This window comes from Duganella sp. 1411 (genome assembly GCF_017833525.1).
Classification (GTDB): domain Bacteria; phylum Pseudomonadota; class Gammaproteobacteria; order Burkholderiales; family Burkholderiaceae_D; genus Rugamonas.
The window spans coordinates 407,271-423,804 of record NZ_JAFICD010000004.1; the positions used below are offsets into that span (position 1 = coordinate 407,271).

The 16,534-nt window shown below is 61.9% G+C and carries 22 protein-coding genes; 2 read left to right on the forward strand and 20 right to left on the reverse strand.

Annotation, left to right across the window (positions count from 1 at the left end):
• The 3 genes from JOD97_RS22610 to JOD97_RS22620 form a co-directional block, all read right to left on the reverse strand.
• Window positions 1–1,164 (reverse strand): efflux RND transporter periplasmic adaptor subunit, encoded by a 1,164-nt coding sequence (locus tag JOD97_RS22610; RefSeq protein WP_209723654.1) that lies wholly within the window; start codon window positions 1,162–1,164, stop codon window positions 1–3.
• A 185-nt stretch (window positions 1,165–1,349) separates the two neighbouring features.
• Window positions 1,350–2,702 (reverse strand): ATP-binding protein, encoded by a 1,353-nt coding sequence (locus JOD97_RS22615; protein ID WP_209723658.1) that lies wholly within the window; start codon window positions 2,700–2,702, stop codon window positions 1,350–1,352.
• Entirely contained in the window at window positions 2,699–3,424 is a 726-nt protein-coding gene (locus tag JOD97_RS22620; protein WP_209723661.1) for a response regulator, read from the reverse strand. The genes JOD97_RS22615 and JOD97_RS22620 overlap by 4 nt, the downstream gene beginning before the upstream one ends.
• Window positions 3,425–3,634: 210 nt before the next feature.
• Between JOD97_RS22620 and JOD97_RS22625 the strand changes: the two genes are divergently transcribed.
• Complete coding sequence (locus tag JOD97_RS22625; protein WP_209723664.1) at window positions 3,635–4,111, forward strand: Spy/CpxP family protein refolding chaperone; 477 nt, start codon at window positions 3,635–3,637, stop codon at window positions 4,109–4,111.
• A gap of 98 nt (window positions 4,112–4,209) precedes the next feature.
• Here the strand turns inward: JOD97_RS22625 and dsbD are convergent, their stop codons facing one another.
• Complete coding sequence (gene dsbD, locus JOD97_RS22630) at window positions 4,210–6,108, reverse strand: protein-disulfide reductase DsbD (RefSeq protein ID WP_209723667.1); 1,899 nt, start codon at window positions 6,106–6,108, stop codon at window positions 4,210–4,212.
• A 166-nt stretch (window positions 6,109–6,274) separates the two neighbouring features.
• Here dsbD and JOD97_RS22635 point away from each other — a divergent pair, with 166 nt between their 5' ends.
• Window positions 6,275–7,945, forward strand: a complete 1,671-nt coding sequence (locus JOD97_RS22635) for a M20/M25/M40 family metallo-hydrolase (protein WP_209723671.1) — start codon at window positions 6,275–6,277, stop codon at window positions 7,943–7,945.
• Window positions 7,946–8,101: 156 nt separating this feature from the next.
• Here JOD97_RS22635 and rplQ read toward each other — a convergent pair whose 3' ends face one another.
• The 16 genes from rplQ to rplE all read right to left on the reverse strand — a co-directional run bounded on the left by rplQ (window position 8,102) and on the right by rplE (window position 16,530).
• A complete protein-coding gene (gene rplQ / locus JOD97_RS22640; protein WP_090325907.1) occupies window positions 8,102–8,500 on the reverse strand; it encodes a 50S ribosomal protein L17 in 399 nt (132 codons plus the stop codon).
• Between the two features lie 182 nt (window positions 8,501–8,682).
• Entirely contained in the window at window positions 8,683–9,660 is a 978-nt protein-coding gene (locus JOD97_RS22645; protein WP_008444343.1) for a DNA-directed RNA polymerase subunit alpha, read from the reverse strand.
• Window positions 9,661–9,769: 109 nt separating this feature from the next.
• Complete coding sequence (gene rpsD / locus JOD97_RS22650; protein ID WP_209723684.1) at window positions 9,770–10,393, reverse strand: 30S ribosomal protein S4; 624 nt, start codon at window positions 10,391–10,393, stop codon at window positions 9,770–9,772.
• Window positions 10,394–10,617: 224 nt separating this feature from the next.
• Window positions 10,618–11,022, reverse strand: coding sequence for a 30S ribosomal protein S11 (gene rpsK, locus JOD97_RS22655; protein ID WP_008444339.1), 405 nt, complete (start codon window positions 11,020–11,022; stop codon window positions 10,618–10,620).
• Between the two features lie 14 nt (window positions 11,023–11,036).
• Entirely contained in the window at window positions 11,037–11,402 is a 366-nt protein-coding gene (rpsM, locus tag JOD97_RS22660) for a 30S ribosomal protein S13 (RefSeq protein WP_019923475.1), read from the reverse strand.
• Between the two features lie 27 nt (window positions 11,403–11,429).
• Window positions 11,430–11,543, reverse strand: a complete 114-nt coding sequence (gene rpmJ / locus JOD97_RS22665) for a 50S ribosomal protein L36 (RefSeq protein ID WP_005663407.1) — start codon at window positions 11,541–11,543, stop codon at window positions 11,430–11,432.
• 20 nt (window positions 11,544–11,563) lie between these two features.
• Complete coding sequence (infA, locus tag JOD97_RS22670; protein WP_005663428.1) at window positions 11,564–11,782, reverse strand: translation initiation factor IF-1; 219 nt, start codon at window positions 11,780–11,782, stop codon at window positions 11,564–11,566.
• Window positions 11,783–11,800: 18 nt separating this feature from the next.
• Window positions 11,801–13,135: a preprotein translocase subunit SecY gene (gene secY / locus JOD97_RS22675; RefSeq protein ID WP_209723687.1), complete on the reverse strand. Its 1,335-nt coding sequence runs from the start codon at window positions 13,133–13,135 to the stop codon at window positions 11,801–11,803.
• Between the two features lie 32 nt (window positions 13,136–13,167).
• Window positions 13,168–13,599 (reverse strand): 50S ribosomal protein L15, encoded by a 432-nt coding sequence (gene rplO, locus JOD97_RS22680; RefSeq protein ID WP_090325894.1) that lies wholly within the window; start codon window positions 13,597–13,599, stop codon window positions 13,168–13,170.
• A 27-nt stretch (window positions 13,600–13,626) separates the two neighbouring features.
• Window positions 13,627–13,809: a 50S ribosomal protein L30 gene (rpmD, locus tag JOD97_RS22685; protein ID WP_090325890.1), complete on the reverse strand. Its 183-nt coding sequence runs from the start codon at window positions 13,807–13,809 to the stop codon at window positions 13,627–13,629.
• 10 nt (window positions 13,810–13,819) lie between these two features.
• A complete protein-coding gene (rpsE, locus tag JOD97_RS22690) occupies window positions 13,820–14,338 on the reverse strand; it encodes a 30S ribosomal protein S5 (RefSeq protein ID WP_026334874.1) in 519 nt (172 codons plus the stop codon).
• A gap of 9 nt (window positions 14,339–14,347) precedes the next feature.
• Window positions 14,348–14,710, reverse strand: coding sequence for a 50S ribosomal protein L18 (rplR, locus tag JOD97_RS22695; protein ID WP_090325886.1), 363 nt, complete (start codon window positions 14,708–14,710; stop codon window positions 14,348–14,350).
• 13 nt (window positions 14,711–14,723) lie between these two features.
• Window positions 14,724–15,257 carry a 50S ribosomal protein L6 gene (gene rplF, locus JOD97_RS22700; RefSeq protein ID WP_090325882.1) on the reverse strand — a complete coding sequence of 178 codons (534 nt, stop codon included), beginning with the start codon at window positions 15,255–15,257 and terminating at the stop codon, window positions 14,724–14,726.
• Window positions 15,258–15,267: 10 nt separating this feature from the next.
• A complete protein-coding gene (gene rpsH, locus JOD97_RS22705; RefSeq protein ID WP_008444325.1) occupies window positions 15,268–15,663 on the reverse strand; it encodes a 30S ribosomal protein S8 in 396 nt (131 codons plus the stop codon).
• A gap of 14 nt (window positions 15,664–15,677) precedes the next feature.
• On the reverse strand, window positions 15,678–15,983 hold the full coding sequence (rpsN, locus tag JOD97_RS22710; RefSeq protein ID WP_008444324.1) for a 30S ribosomal protein S14: 306 nt from the start codon (window positions 15,981–15,983) through the stop codon (window positions 15,678–15,680).
• Window positions 15,984–15,990: 7 nt separating this feature from the next.
• Window positions 15,991–16,530 carry a 50S ribosomal protein L5 gene (gene rplE / locus JOD97_RS22715; RefSeq protein ID WP_008444321.1) on the reverse strand — a complete coding sequence of 180 codons (540 nt, stop codon included), beginning with the start codon at window positions 16,528–16,530 and terminating at the stop codon, window positions 15,991–15,993.
• Window positions 16,531–16,534 lie beyond the last annotated feature (4 nt).

Sequence of the window (16,534 nt, forward strand, 5' to 3'; positions counted from 1 at the left end):
TCAGCCCTTCTGTTTGGTGCCATCGACCCGCGTATCGGCCGGCTTGTCGGCCCCGGCGATGCGCACCTTGCCGCCCGGCCGCAGGTTTTGCTTGCCGTCGACGATGATTTGTTCGCCGCCGCTCAGGCCGGACACGGCGGCCAGGTCGCCGAACGCGTGCAGCCGCTTGATGTTGACCACCTTGGCCGACTGGTCGACATCGACCGCGTAGACGAAGGTGCCGCGGGTATTGCTGATGATAGCGTTTTGCGGGATCACCGTCGCGTCTTTCAGCACGTGGGAGATCAGCTCGGCGTTGACGTACTGGCCCGGCCACAGGCTGGCGTTCCTGTTGTCGAACTGGGCCTTGACGCGGATCACGCCGGCCACCGGGTCGACCGTGTTGTCGATGAAGCTGAGCACGCCGCTGACTTGCTTGTCCGAGTTGCCCGGCACCACCTTGACCGGCACCGCGCCGCGCTGCTTGGCCTCCAGCAGCGCGCCCAGCGCCGATTCCGGCAGCGTGAAGGCGACGTTGATCGGATCGAGCTGGGTGACGGTCGCCAGCGACGTCTCCAGCTGCACCAGGCTGCCCGGATAGACGTTGATGGCGCCGACCCGGCCCGTCATCGGCGCGCGGATCGTCGTGTAGCTGGCGTCGACGCCAACGGCGCGGGCGGCGGCGATGTCGGCGTCGAGCAGCGCGCGGGCCGAGTCGACCTGGCTCTTGAGCGTGTCGACGGCGCCCTGGGCGACGAATTTCTGCGCCAGCAGTTCCATCGAGCGCTGGTACTGGCGCTCGGCGTCGGCCAAGGTGGCGCGGTCGCGCGCGACCTGGGCTTGCGCCTTCTGCACATTGGCGCGCTGGCTGCGGTCGTCCAGCGTAAACATCAGCTCGCCGGATTTGACGAACTGCCCCTCCTTGATGTGGACCTTGGCGATGGTGCTGGTGGTTTGCGGATGCAGGTCGACGGTGCTGACCGGCGTGACCGTGCCGTTGGCCTGCAGCACGACGGCGACGTCGCGGCGCGTGGGCGCGACGACGCTGACGGTGGTCGGCCCCTGCGGACCGTTCTTCGACGGCGCGCCGGCCTGCTGGCCCGACGCCCCGTGCGTGGCGTACCAGACGCCGCCGACGACGATGACGAGGGCGCCCACCAAATATGCTACCGAAGATTTTTTCATGTGTTTGAGCCAGTTTTACTGCTGAAATTGTTGCTTGATTAGTTGCTGGATTAGTTGCTTGATTAGTTGCCGGATTTATTGCTCTGGTGCACAAGGGCGAAGCATTGTCGCACGGTTTTATGCGCAAAACCGGGCCGTCCGGGCCGGTGTGGCTTTTTTGCCCGGACGCGGAAAGCCGCGCGCGCTCAACGTCCGGCGTAGTATTCGGGCACCACCAGGGTCACCTCCAGCCCGCCGTCGGCGTGGTTGGCCAGCACCACGTTGGCGCCGTGCTGCTCGGCGATATTGCGGGCGATGGTCAGGCCCAGGCCGGTGCCGCCGGACTCGCGCGAGCGCGACGTCTCGATGCGGTAGAACGGTTCGAACACACGCGCCATCTGGTCGTCGGCGATGCCGGGGCCGCCGTCGCGGATGCGGATGCGCGCCGCGCCCACCAGCCGCTCGACGGTAACGTTGGCGTGATGGCCATACTTGACGGCGTTGTCGATCAGGTTGACCAGGCAGCGGCGGATCGCCAGCGGCCGGCCCATCAGCGCCATGCCGGCCTTGCCGCTCAATTCGACCGGCTGGCCGCTGTCGGTGGCGTCGCTGCACACACTGTCGAGCAGCGAATCGAGGTCGAGCGCCTGCATGGTCTCGGTGGTGTCCATGCTGCGCGCCAGGTCCAGGCCCTCCTTGACCATCTGCTGCATGGCCGACAGGTCGTCGATCAGGCGCTGCTGCAGGTCCGGGTTGTCGACCTTTTCCAGCCGCAGGCGCAGGCGCGTGAGCGGCGTTTGCAGGTCGTGCGTGATGGCCGCCAGCATCTGCGTGCGCTGCATGATGTGCTGGCGGATGCGCGCCTGCATGGCGTTGAAGGCGGCGCTGGCCTGGCGGATCTCGGCCGCGCCGCTGAGCGCCACCGGCGGATGGTTGATGTCGTTGCCCAGGTCCTTGGCGGCCTGCGCCAACCGCTTGAGCGGGCGCATCGTCATGCGCGTGACCAGATAGGCCAGCGCCGCCACGCTGAACAGGAAAGGCAGCAGCGCCAGCAGTTCGCTGTACTCGGTGGCCGGTTTCTCCGGCGGCGGCAGGATCGACAGCTTGAGCAGGGCGCCGTCGCTCAGGCGCACGCGCATCGCCTCGCAGGCGCCGCCCCATTGCGACGGCGCGAAGATGTAGCTCTGGCGCGGCTGGTAGCATTCCGGCGGGCGCACCGCCAGCGGCAGCAGCGCGATGCCCTTGCCCAGGCGCCGCTGCAGGCGGACCGAGAACTCGGTCGGCCCGGTGGTGGCGGCCAACGGTTGGTCCGGGCGCTGCAGCAGGATGGTGCCGCGCGTGGCCATGCGCAGATAGGTCGAGCGCGACGGCTCGGCCAATGCCTCGGCGGTCGAGATCAACTGCTCGGCGCGCTCCATCGCGTGGAAGTCGCGGTAGCGTTCGAAGGCGCGGGTGCGCTCGCCGACGGACAGCCATTGCGTCAGCGCCGCCGAGGCGATGATGCCGAACAGCAGCACGGCAAACACGCGCCCGGTCATCGAGCCGAGGAAGGCTTTCAAGGCAGCGGCTCCACCGTGACCTGGCCGGCCAGCACGTAGCCGCCGTTGCGCACGGTCTTGATAATTTGCGGCACGCGCGCGTCCTCGCCGAGCTTCTGGCGCAGGCGGCTGATCTGGATGTCGATCGAGCGGTCGAACGGATCGGCGTCGCGGCCCTGCGTCAGGTTCAGCAGCTGGTCGCGGTTGAGCACGCGGTTCGGGTGTTCGAGGAAGACCTTGAGCAGGCGGAATTCGGCGCCCGACAGCATGATGACGATGCCGTCCGGATTGAGCAGGTGGCGCGCGGTCAGGTCCAAGGTCCAGTTGGAAAAGCGCATCTGCTGCGCCTTGTCGGCGCCGCCGCTGGGCATGGCGTTGCTGCGGCGCAGGACGCTGCGGATGCGCGCCAGCAGCTCGCGCGGCTCGAACGGCTTGGGCAGGTAGTCGTCGGCGCCCATCTCCAGGCCGAGGATGCGGTCGAGCGGCTCGCCGCGCGCGGTCAGCATGATGACCGGCAAGGTCGATTGCGAGCGCAGCTTGCGGCACAAGGTCAGGCCGTCGTCGCCGGGCAGGTTCAGGTCGAGCACGACCAGGTCGGGTTTGGCTTCGTCGAGCATCTTCCACATGGCCAGGCCGTCGGCGGCGCACAGCGCCCGGTAGCTGTTCGATTCCAGGTAGTCGGCCAGCAAGGTGCGGATGTCGCGATCGTCGTCGACGATCAGAATTGTAGATGTGGGTTCCATGCCTTAATTATCCTTAGTTCGGCGGCGCCTGACCAATCACCAATTGTATCGTCTTGTATATGGCAGTTGAGGCGAAACATCTGGATACAAAGACCAGGATTCGGGAAACGTCATGGCAATCTTCGGCTGCGAAGATGGCTTCAAGCGCGGAAACAAAGCACCGCGATATTGGATGAATCCCTGAACTACTCATCGATAAAGGAAATGATCATGAACCTCTTCCGCAAAAGCATACTGGTCGGTTTCACGGTGCTGGGCATGGCCGCCGCGCACGCGCAGGACACGGCGCCGGCCACCGGCCACGACAAGGCAGCCAACATGGAGCAGCACCGCGCCAAGATGTCGGAGATGTACGCCAAGCGCCAGGCCAGGCTGCACGATCAGCTGAAGCTGACGGCGCAGCAGGAATCGGCCTGGGCCGCTTATCAGGCGGCGATCAAGCCGGCGATGCCGGACGGACCGCGGCCGCAGCGCGGCGCGTTCGCCAAGCTGTCGGCGCCCGAACGTTTAAGCAAGATGATCGAAATGACCAAGCAGCACGAAGCGAAAATGGAAGCGCATCTGACCGCGCTGACGGCGTTCTACGGGCAGCTGACGCCGGAGCAGAAGGCGGTGTTCGACGACCACGCGATGGGCGGCAAGCACGGCGGCCACGGCTGGCGCGGCGGCTGGCGTCATCACGGCTGATCTGGATCGACGCAAACCCGCACGGCCATGCGGGGTCGTACCCCGCCGGGTACGACCCCTAAGTGGTACGGCATGCGTATTGGCAAACGCGTACGGGTTTATGGAAACGCCCGCGACAGCGAAGCGTGAAACTGGCCGGCGTTCTGATACCCGATCACGCGCGCCCCAGGCACCTCCGTGCCCTTGCCATCGAACAGGATAATCCCCGGCGGCCCGAACAACCCAAACCGCTTCAGCATCGCCTTGTCGTCGGCATCGTTGGCCGTCACGTCGACCTGCAGCAGCACGGTGTTGGCCAGCTTGTCGCGCACCTTGGCGTCGACGAAGGTCAGCTTCTCCATCTCCTTGCACGACACACACCAGTCCGCGTAGAAATCCAGCATGGCGGTCTTGCCGTCGGTTTGCGCCAGCACCGCGTCGAGCTGCGCCACGGTCTTGATGCGCTGGAACGCCAGCGGCGCATGCTGCTTGCCGGTCAAATGCGCCAGCGGCGCCAGCGGATCGCGGCCGCCGCTGACCACGCCGACCAGCTGCGTCAGCCCCAGCACGGCGACCACCACGCCCACCATCCTGCCGACCCAGCGCCCCGAATTGAGCAGCACATACATGCCGTAGCCAACCAGCAGCGCGGCCCAGCCCATCATCTGCACGGCCGCCGGCAACACCGGCGACACCAGCCACCACGCCATCGCCAGCATCAGCACGCCGAAGAAGCGCTTGACCGCATCCATCCACTTGCCGGCCTTCGGCAGCAAGGCGCCGGCCGACACGCCCACCAGGATCAGCGGCACGCTCATGCCGGCCGCCATCGCGAACAGCGCGGCGCCGCCGATGACGACGTCGCGCGTCTGGCTGATGTAGACCAGCGCGGCGGCCAGCGGCGCGGCCACGCACGGTCCCACGATCAGCGCCGAGATCGCGCCCATGATGAACACGCCGGCCAGCTTGCCCGACGACTGGCGGTTGGAGACGCCGCTCAATCTGGACTGCAGCGCGGCCGGCACCTGCAGGTCGTAGTAGCCGAACATCGACAGCGACAGCACCGCCATCAGCACGGCGAAGGAGCCCAGCACCCACGGGTTTTGCAGCGCGGCGGACAAGCCCTCGCCGGCCAGGCCGGCGGCCACGCCGAGCGCGGTGTAGACGATGGCCATGCCCAATGAATAAGTGACGGACAGCAGCAGGCCGCGGCCGCGGCTGCCGCGATCGCCCTCGCCGACGATGATCGACGACAGGATGGGCACCATCGGCAGCACGCACGGCGTGAACGCCAGGCCCAGCCCGAGCAGCGCGAACAGCGGCAGGATGACCAGCATGCTGCCGGTCTTGAGGGCGGCCTCCAGCCGGCCCGACTCGCTGGCCGGCGCGGCCACGACGGCGGCGGCCGGCGCCGGCGGCGCGACGATGTCCTCGGCGGTCGGCTTGGGGATGGTGTAGATGCTGACGCCGGGGCTGACGGCGGCCGGCTTGCCTTCGCCGACGGCCGGGGCCGGGCTGGCGGCGGCGGGCGGCGTCGCGGCGGCGGGCTTGGCGGCGGATTGGGCGGCGGCGGGCGGCGCCGGCAACGGCACCGAGCCGCTGCCGGTCAGCTGGACCTTGTAGTCTTGCGGCGAATAGCACAGGCCTTTTTCCGAGCAGCCCTGGCCGCTGGCCAGCAGCGTGAACGGGCCGTCGACGTCGACCGGGATCGTGATGGTGACGTTCTGGCGGTAGGTTTCGACGTCTTTCTCGAAGGTGGCGTCGTAATGGACTTTGCCCGGCGGGATGGCCGGCGTGCCGAGCTTGGCGCCCGCCGCGCTGAACTTGAACTGCTCGCGGTACATATAGTAACCGTCGGCGATCTGGAAATTGACGGCGACCGTATGGCCGTCGACCATGCGCGCGGAAAACTTGAACGCCTGCGCGGGCTCGAGGAAGTCCTGGGCGCGGACTTGCGCGCTCAACAGCACGGCGATCAGGGACAACAGCGTGGCAATAAGACGGGCGAAACGGAACATGAAAACCTTCTATCGGCGGAGGGGTCGTTGGAGCAAGTGGGATAGTACACCGAGCCGTGGTTTCACGCCCGCGCCCGGCCGGGGCGGCAAGCGCTCCGTGCCGCCAGCATGCCGGCCTGCGCGTTTTGTGCGAAACTCAACTTTTACCGATCCGGAGCCCGCACCGATGTCTACGTTACGCCCCCTGCTGTTTTCCGCCCTGGCGCTGGCCGCCGTTCCGACACTGGCGCAGGCGCCGGCCAAGGCGCTGGCCGCCGTGTCGGCCGACGATTTGCTCGAGCATATCAAAGTCCTGGCGTCCGACGACTTCGAGGGCCGCGCGCCCGGTTCGGCCGGCGAGGCCAAGACGGTGGCGTATCTGGAGCGGGAATTCAAGAAGCTGGGCCTGAAACCGGGCAATCCGAACGGCACGTGGGTGCAGCCGGTGCCGATGCGCGGCATGACGCCGACGCCCGCCTTTAGCTACGACATCGGCGGCAAGACGGTGGCGCTGAACTTCCCGGACGATTATGTCGCCCATTCGACCAGCGAGCCGACCACCGTCACTGTCGATAAATCCGAGCTGGTGTTCGTCGGCTACGGCGTGCAGGCGCCGGAATACGGCTGGGACGATTACAAGGGCGTCGACGTGCGCGGCAAAACCATCTTGATGCTGATCAACGATCCGGCCGTGCCCGATCCGAAGCATCCCGCCGAGCTGGACCCGGCCATGTTCAAGGGCAAGGCGATGACTTACTACGGCCGCTGGACCTACAAATACGAGATCGCCGCCAAGCTGGGCGCGGCGGCGGCCATCATCATCCACGAGACCAAGCCGGCGGCCTATCCGTGGGACGTGGTGCGCAGCGGCGGCAACGGCGAGAACTTCAGCCTGCTGCGCGACGGCCCCGATCCGGACGCGCCGGCCGTGCCGGCCTGGATGCAGCTGGACCAGGCCAAGGCGATGATGGCCGCCGCCGGCTACGATTTCGACACCCTCAAGCGGCAGGCGCTGACCAGGGGCTTCCGGCCGGTCAGCCTGAAGGGCACGGCCAGCTTCAAGATCGACAACACGGCGCGCACCGTCAACTCGAACAACGTGGTGGCGATGATCCCGGGCAGCGATCCCAAGTTGAAGGATGAATTCGTCATCTACAGCGCGCACTGGGACCACCTGGGCGTCGACGAGCGGCTGCCGGGCGGGCGCAGCAAACAGATCTATCACGGCGCGCTCGACAACGCCTCGGGTGTGGCGGCGCTGATGGAGATCGCCAAGGCCTACCAGGCCTTGCCCAAGGCGCCGAAGCGCTCGATCCTGTTCCTGGCCACCACCGCCGAGGAGCGCGGCTTGCTGGGCGCGAAATACTACGCCAGCCATCCGTTGTATCCGCTCAAGAAGACGGTGGCCAATATCAATATCGACGGCATCAACGCCTGGGGCAAGACGGCGCAGATCGAGAACGTGACGTCCGGGCATTCGAGCATCGACACGCTGCTGGCCAAGTACGCCAAGGCGCAGGGCCGGGTGATGGACGGCGATTCGCGCTCCGAGCTGGGCAGCTTCTACCGCGCCGACCAGCTGGAGTTCGCGCGGGCCGGGGTGCCGGTGCTGTACACCAAGGCGCGCAGCCGCTATTTGAACCAGCCGGACAATTATGCGCGGGAGAAGGTGGATTATTACTTCGCCAAGGATTATCACCAGGTGAGCGACGACGTGCGCACCGATTGGGATTTCAGCGGCGGCGTACAGGACATCCAGTTGCTGTTCCAGGTGGGGCTCGACATCGCGCAGGGCGTGACGCCGACGTGGAATCCCGGGTCGGAGTTCAAGGCGGCTGGCGATCAGCGCCTCAGGTAACGCGGGCCGCCAACCCGGCATGCGTATTGCGATACGCATGCGTCGCTGTTCAGGGGTCGTACCCCGCGGGGTACGACCCCGGTTGGCCGTGCGGGTTAACAAAAAAAGCCAGGCTGAGCCTGGCTTTTTTCTTAGACACTACAACAACTGCGAAGATTACTCTTCAGCGGTTGGAGCGGCGTCGATGTCGGTGACTTCTGGACGGTCCATCAGCTCAACGTAAGCCATTGGAGCGTTGTCGCCAACACGGAAACCCATTTTCAGGATGCGCAGGTAGCCGCCGTTGCGGTTTGCGTAGCGTGGGCCCAGTTCCGCGAACAGCTTCAGAACCATTTCACGATCGCGCAGACGGGAGAACGCCAGACGCTTGTTTGCCAGGGTGTCGGTCTTGCCCAGGGTCAGGATCGGCTCGATCACGCGACGCAGTTCTTTCGCTTTTGGCAGCGTGGTTTTGATGGCTTCATGACGCAGCAGGGAAACGGTCATGTTGCGCAGCATTGCCAGACGGTGGGACGAGGTACGATTCAGTTTACGGAGGCCGTGACGGTGACGCATGGTACTTCCTTTCAGGTGTTTAAATCCGAGTTCTTCGATCGCTCACGGTTGAAGTTGAGCGCGGACCGGTTCTAGGGATAACGCCCGGCACAACATGTGCCGGGCGGGTGCTACAAAATGCAAATCAGTTGGCAACAGGGCAGAACATCGCTGCGCGATGTCCAGCGCTGTCGCCCAATTTGTTACTTTTCCAGGCCGGCAGGCGGCCAGTTTTCCAGCTTCATGCCCAGGGTCAGGCCACGGGAAGCCAGCACTTCCTTGATTTCGTTCAGGGACTTGCGGCCCAGGTTCGGCGTCTTGAGCAGTTCGTTTTCCGAACGCTGGATCAGGTCGCCGATGTAGTAGATGTTTTCCGCTTTCAGGCAGTTGGCCGAACGCACGGTCAGTTCCAGATCGTCCACTGGACGCAGCAGGATCGGATCGACCAGCGGTGCGCGCGATGGCGCTTCGGCGGCGGCTTCGGTGCCTTCCAGCGCGGCGAACACGTTCAGCTGGTCGACCAGCACGCGTGCCGACTGGCGGATCGCTTCTTCCGGCGAGATGACGCCGTTGGTTTCGATGTTGATGATCAGCTTGTCCAGGTCGGTACGCTGTTCCACGCGAGCGGACTCGACGAAGTAGGAAACGCGGCGCACCGGCGAGAACGACGCATCCAGAATGATGCGGCCGATGGTTTTGTTGGTGTCTTCGGACAGGCGACGGACGTTGCCCGGCACATAGCCGCGGCCTTTTTCAACCTTGATCTGCATGTCCAGTTTGCCGCCGGCGGTCAGGTGGGCGATCACGTGGTCCGGATTGATCAGTTCCACGTCGTGTGGCAGATCGATGTCCGAGGCCAGGATGGCGCCTTCGCCTTCTTTTTTCAGGGTCAGGGTGACGGAGTCACGGTTGTGGACTTTGAAGACCACGCCCTTGAGGTTCAGCAGCAGGTCGACGACGTCTTCTTGCACGCCGTCGAGCGACGAGTATTCGTGCACGACGCCGGCGATCGTCACTTCGGTTGGCGCGTAGCCGACCATCGACGACAGCAGTACGCGACGCAGCGCATTACCCAATGTATGGCCATAGCCGCGTTCGAACGGCTCCATCACTACTTTAGCGTGGCCGGCGCCCAGCGCCTCTACATCGATAATACGTGGCTTCAACAGACTGTTTTGCATGAAATGTCCTTTTCAATACCCTCGGCGCGTTAGGCCGATAAGGCTGATGGCATTAGTGAAAACGCCCGCTGGTCACAGCGGGCGGGTTTTTTTACGGCTAGACTACAGATTAACGCGAGTACAGTTCGACGATCAGCGATTCGTTGACGTCGTTGGCGATCTCGTTGCGCTCTGGCAGGGACTTGAAGGTGCCTTCCATTTTCTTGGCATCGACCGACACCCAGCTTGGCATGCCGACTTGTTCAGCCAGCGACAGCGCTTCCACGATACGCACTTGCTTCTTCGACTTTTCGCGCACGGCGATGACGTCGCCGATCTTGACCGAGTACGAAGCGATGTTGACCACTTGGCCGTTCACGGTGAACGCCTTGTGCGATACCAGCTGACGCGCTTCGGCGCGAGTCGAGCCGAAGCCCATGCGGTATGCAACGTTGTCCAGGCGGGTTTCCAGCAGCTTCAGCAGGGTTTCGCCGGTGTTACCCTTGCGACGGTCCGCTTCGGCGAAGTAGCGACGGAACTGACGTTCCAGCACGCCGTACATACGCTTGACTTTTTGCTTTTCGCGCAGTTGGTTGCCGTAGTCCGAGGTGCGGGCACCCGACTTGACGCCGTGCTGGCCTGGTTTGACGTCCAGTTTGCACTTGCTGTCGAGCGAGCGGCGTGCGCTCTTCAGGAACAGGTCAGTACCTTCACGGCGGGAGAGTTTTGCTTTAGGTCCGATATAACGTGCCACGATGCTTCCTTTTTATAAATAATAACGCCCCAGCCACATCGAAACATGGTTAGGCGCTAGTCTGATCCTCAGGGTGGGCCAGACGGTGGCTTAAATACGAATAACCCGCCGAAGATGTTCGACAGGCGACAACAGCCGGGCAGTATAACCGTTTCCGGCTTTCTGCTCCAGCGATTTCTAACAGCGGGAAGGAGGCGAAGCGAACTTCGCCGCCGACCGCGCGATTAGATACGACGACGTTTTGGAGGACGGCAGCCGTTGTGTGGCACTGGGGTCACGTCCTGGATCTCGGTGATCTTGATGCCCAGGTTGTTCAGTGCGCGCACCGCGGATTCGCGACCAGGACCTGGGCCCTTGATACGCACTTCCAGGTTCTTCACGCCGCATTCCACCGCGACTTTACCAGCTGCTTCGGCCGCAACCTGCGCTGCGAACGGGGTCGATTTACGCGAACCCTTGAAGCCAGCGCCACCGGAGGTCGCCCACGACAGAGCGTTGCCCTGGCGGTCGGTGATGGTGATGATGGTGTTGTTGAAGGAAGCGTGAACGTGCGCGATACCTTCGGCGACGTTCTTCTTGACCTTCTTGCGGACGCGCGCTGCTGCTGCGCTGCTTTGTTGCTTAGCCATGTGATTTCCCTAGATTATTTCTTGAGCGATTGAGCGGCTTTGCGCGGGCCCTTGCGGGTACGTGCATTGGTGCGGGTGCGCTGGCCGCGGACCGGCAGGCCCTTACGGTGACGCATACCACGGTAGCAACCCAGATCCATCAAACGCTTGATGTTCATGGACAATTCGCGGCGCAGATCGCCCTCGACGATGAATTTTGCTACTTCATCGCGCAGCTTTTCCAGTTCGCTGTCGTCCAGATCCTTGACCTTTTTATCGGTCGCAATACCCGTCGCGGCGCAGATGAACTTTGCGCGTGGGCGGCCTACACCGTAGATGGCCGTCAGGCCGATTACGGTGTGCTGATGATTGGGGATATTAACCCCTGCGATACGTGCCATTCGTTATTCCTCGATAAATAACGGTTATTAACCTTGACGCTGCTTGTGACGCGGTTCGACGCAGATTACGCGAACGACGCCCTTGCGCTTGATGATCTTGCAGTTGCGGCAGATCCGCTTGACTGAGGCGTTAACTTTCATTTTGCTCTCTCTTTGGTTAGTTACTTGGTCCGGAACACGATGCGTGCTCGGCTCAGATCGTAAGGTGTCAGTTCGACCGTCACCTTGTCGCCAGGAAGAATGCGGATATAGTTCATCCGCATTTTACCCGAAATATGCCCGAGCACCACGTGTCCGTTTTCCAGCTTTACTCGAAATGTTGCATTGGGGAGATTCTCAAGAATCTCGCCCTGCATCTGTATGACGTCGTCTTTTGCCATTCGGTATGTTTACCGCGCTTATCGCGTCGGAATTCCGCCTTTGAAATTTGCTTTGCGCAGCAGCGATTCATATTGCTGCGACATCACGTAGTTTTGTACCTGGGCCATGAAATCCATGGTCACAACCACAATAATCAACAGAGAAGTACCACCAAAATAAAACGGTACCTTCCACTCGGCTTGCATGAATTCCGGCAACAAACACACCAAAGTGATGTAGATGGCGCCAGCCAGTGTCAAACGTGTCAGGATCTTGTCGATGTAACGGGCAGTCTGCTCACCGGGACGGATCCCTGGCACAAAGGCCCCGCTCTTCTTCAAGTTATCCGCTGTTTCCTTGCTGTTGAAGACCAGCGCTGTATAGAAGAAACAGAAAAACACGATCGCAATGGCATACAACAGTGCGTGGATGGGCTCGCCTGGCCCCATCGATGCTGCCAAATCTTTCAGGAACCGGACGACAGGGTTGGCCGTGTCGGCGCCCTGCGTGAACCAGCCCACGATCGTTGCCGGGAACAAGATAATCGACGAAGCGAAAATCGGTGGGATCACGCCGGCCATGTTCAACTTCAATGGCAGGTGCGACGTTTGTCCACCGTAGATCTTGTTACCCACTTGGCGTTTCGCGTAGTTCACCAGAATCTTGCGTTGGCCACGTTCGACAAACACCACGAAGAACGTCACCGCCACCACCAGGATCATGATGATGATCGCCGAGAACGCGCCGATCGATCCGTTGCTCACCGAGGCGCCGAGGCCACCCAGTGCGTTCGGCAGACCGGCCGCGATGCCCGCGAAGATGATGATCGAGATGCCGTTACCGAGACCGCGCTCGGTAATCTGCTCGCCCAACCACATCACGAACATGGTTCCGGTCAACAGCGTAACGACCGTCACGAAACGGAATGCATAGCCCGGATCCAGCACCAGACCTGCCTGCGACTCCAGCGCGACTGCGATGGACAACGCCTGGAACAGCGCCAGCAACACCGTGAAATAGCGGGTGTACTGGGTGATCTTGCGACGGCCGGACTCGCCTTCTTTCTTGAGCGCTTCCATCTGCGGCGAGACGATCGACACCAGCTGCATGATGATCGAGGCCGAGATGTAAGGCGTGATACCCAGCGCAAAGACTGTGAAGCGCGCGAGCGCGCCACCGCTGAACATGTTCAACATGCCCAGGATGCCGCCCTCTTGCGACTTGAACAGCGCGGCCAATTGTACCGGATCGATCCCGGGAACCGGGATGTGAGCGCCGATACGATAAACCACCAATGCACCAAGCAAGAACCAGAGCCGGTTCCAAGGGAACCCGGCTGCCGCACTTTTAGCCAATTGTGGATTAGTCGCCAATTTTCGCTCCGATCAAGCTGTTAGCGGTCAACTCAGGCTACCGAGCCGCCGGCTGCTTCGATGGCCGCTTTCGCGCCAGCGGTCACTTTCAGGCCTTTGAGGTTCACCGCCTTGGTGATCTCGCCGGACAGAATGACGCGCACGTCGCGGGCCAGCACGGCCAGCACGCCGGCTTGCTTGAGCACCAGGATGTCGACGTCGCCGACCGGCAGGTTGTTCAGGTCGGACAGGCGCACTTCAGCTTTGAAGGTGGCGTTGAGCGACTTGAAACCGCGCTTAGGCAGACGGCGTTGCAGAGGCATCTGACCGCCTTCGAAACCGACTTTGTGGAAGCCGCCCGAACGCGATTTTTGACCCTTGTGACCACGGCCCGAGGTTTTACCCAGACCGGAGCCGATACCGCGGCCGACGCGACGCTTGTAGTGCTTGGCGCCATCGGCTGGTTGAATGGTATTCAGTTCCATGATTTCTCCGTGTGTAAGCCCGGGGGCTTACGCAACTACTTTAACGAGGTACGATACTTTGTTGATCATGCCGCGCACGGATGGGGTGTCTTGCAGCTCGGAGACCGAGTTGACACGACGCAGGCCCAGACCGCGGACGGTGGCACGGTGGTCTTCACGCGTGCCGATCAAGCCCTTGACCAATTGTACTTTGACGGTTTTGGTTGTCATAACGTTCACCTTAGCCCAGGATTTCTTCTACCGACTTGCCGCGTTTCGCAGCAATTTCAGCAGGAGTACTCATTTTTGCCAGACCATCCAGCGTGGCGCGGACCAGGTTGTAAGGGTTGCTCGAGCCGGTGGATTTCGCCACCACGTCGGTCACGCCCATTACTTCGAAGATCGCGCGCATTGCGCCGCCAGCGATAACGCCGGTACCTGGTTTCGCAGGCGACATCATCACTTTCGATGCGCCGTGACGGCCGGTAACGGTGTGCTGCAGGGTGCCGTTTTTCAGGTTGACCTTGATCAGGTTGCGACGGGCTTCTTCCATTGCCTTCTGCACACCGACCGGTACCTCTTTCGACTTGCCCTTGCCCATGCCGATGCGGCCATCGCCGTCACCAACCACGGTCAGCGCGGCGAAACCCATGATACGACCACCCTTGACCACTTTAGTCACGCGGTTGATCGCGATCATTTTTTCGCGCATGCCGTCATCCGGCTTGTCGCTTGCCATTTTTGCTTGCATTTTTGCCATGATCGTTCCTTAGAACTTCAGACCGGCTTCGCGCGCGGCTTCTGCCAGCGCCTTCACACGGCCGTGGTAACGGAAACCGGAGCGGTCGAACGCGACTTCGGTAATCCCTGCTTTCAGTGCTTTCTCTGCGACGCGCTTGCCGACGATCGCGGCAGCGGCAGCGTTGCCGCCCTTGCCCGATTTGCCAGCCAGTTCGTTGCGCACTTCGACTTCTGCCGTGGAGGCCGATACCAGTACTTTGGCATCCGGCGAGATCAGGTTCGCGTAGATATGCAGGTTAGTGCGGTGTACCGACAGGCGGTTCACTTTCTGTTGCGCGATCTTGATCCGGGTTTGGCGTCCGCGGCGCAGACGTGATTCTTTCTTGTCCATCGTCAGCCCCTAGTTACTTCTTCTTGGTTTCTTTGATCTTAACCACTTCGTCCGCATAGCGAACGCCCTTGCCCTTGTAAGGCTCTGGGGAGCGGTAAGCGCGAACTTCAGCAGCCACTTGGCCCACTTGCTGACGGTCGATCCCTTTGATGATGATCTCCGTCGGCGTTGCGGTAGCGCAGGTGACGCCGGCTGGCATCGAGTGCACGACAGGGTGCGAGAAGCCCAGCGACAGATTCAGCTTGTCGCCCTGCGCCTGCGCCTTGTAACCCACACCGACCAGGTTCAGCTTTTTCTCGAAACCCTTGGTGACGCCGGTGACCATGTTGTTGACCAGGGCGCGCAGCGTGCCGGACATGGCATTGGCTTCGCGGCTGTCGTCGGCCGGCACGAAATTGAGGGTTCCCTCTTTGTTTTCCACTTTGACCTGGCCGTTGAGGACCTGGGTCAAGACGCCCAGCGGGCCCTTGACAGTGATCGCTTGCGCGGAGATGGCGACATCAGCGCCAGCTGGCACAGCGATTGGCATTTTAGCTACACGAGACATGTCTAACTCCTTATGCGACGTAGCAAATAACTTCGCCGCCGACACCGGTAGCGCGTGCTTTGCGGTCCGTCATGACGCCTTGCGGAGTCGACACGATCGCCACACCCAAGCCATTCATCACAGTAGGGATCTCGTCCTTGCCCTTGTAGACGCGCAGGCCCGGACGGGACACGCGCTCAAGGCGCTCGATGACGGGACGGCCAACATAATACTTCAAACCGATTTTCAGTTCCGCCTTGCCACCAGCTTCGGCCACGGCGAAATCTTCAATGTAACCCTCGTCCTTGAGGACGTTGGCAATCGCAATTTTGACTTTCGACGATGGCATGGCCACGGTCGTTTTTTGCACGCCCTGGGCGTTACGAATGCGGGTCAGCATATCGGCGATAGGATCGCTCATACTCATTGCATATTCTCCTATTACCAGCTTGCTTTAGTCATACCCGGAATCTCACCACGCATGGCGAATTCACGGAGCTTGATACGGCCCAGACCGAATTTACGGAAAGTGCCGCGAGGACGACCGGTGACGGCGCAGCGGTTACGCTGGCGGGTCGGAGCCGAGTTACGTGGCAGCGCTTGCAGCTTCAGGCGCGCTTCGTAACGTTCTTCTTCCGACTTCGACTGGTCATCAATGATGGCCTTCAGCGAAGCGCGCTTGGCGGCGAATTTGTTCGCCAGGTCCACACGCTTTTGCTCACGGTTAATCAGTGCGAGTTTTGCCATGATCTTCTTAGTTCCTGAACGGGAATTTAAAGGCGGCGAGCAAAGCTTTGGCTTCGTCGTCGGTCTTGGCGGTGGTGGTGATCGAAATGTTCATACCACGCAGCGCATCGATCTTGTCGTACTCGATCTCAGGGAAGATGATCTGCTCTTTAACGCCGATGTTATAGTTGCCGCGGCCGTCGAACGAACGACCATTGACACCACGGAAATCGCGCACGCGCGGCAGGGCCACGGTGATGAAGCGATCGAGGAACTCGTACATGCGAGCGCCACGCAGGGTGACCATGGTACCGATCGGGTAGCCTTCACGGATCTTGAAACCCGCGATAGCTTTGCGCGACTTGGTCGTCACTGGCTTTTGGCCAGCGATCTTGGTCAGGTCGCCGACGGCGTGTTCGAGGACTTTCTTGTCCGCGATGGCCTCACCGACACCCATGTTCAGGGTGATCTTGGTCAGGCGTGGAACTTCCATCACCGACTTGTAACCGAATTTCGCGGTCAGGTCGGCGACGACTTTTTCTTTATAGAATTCTTGGAGACGTGCCATGATT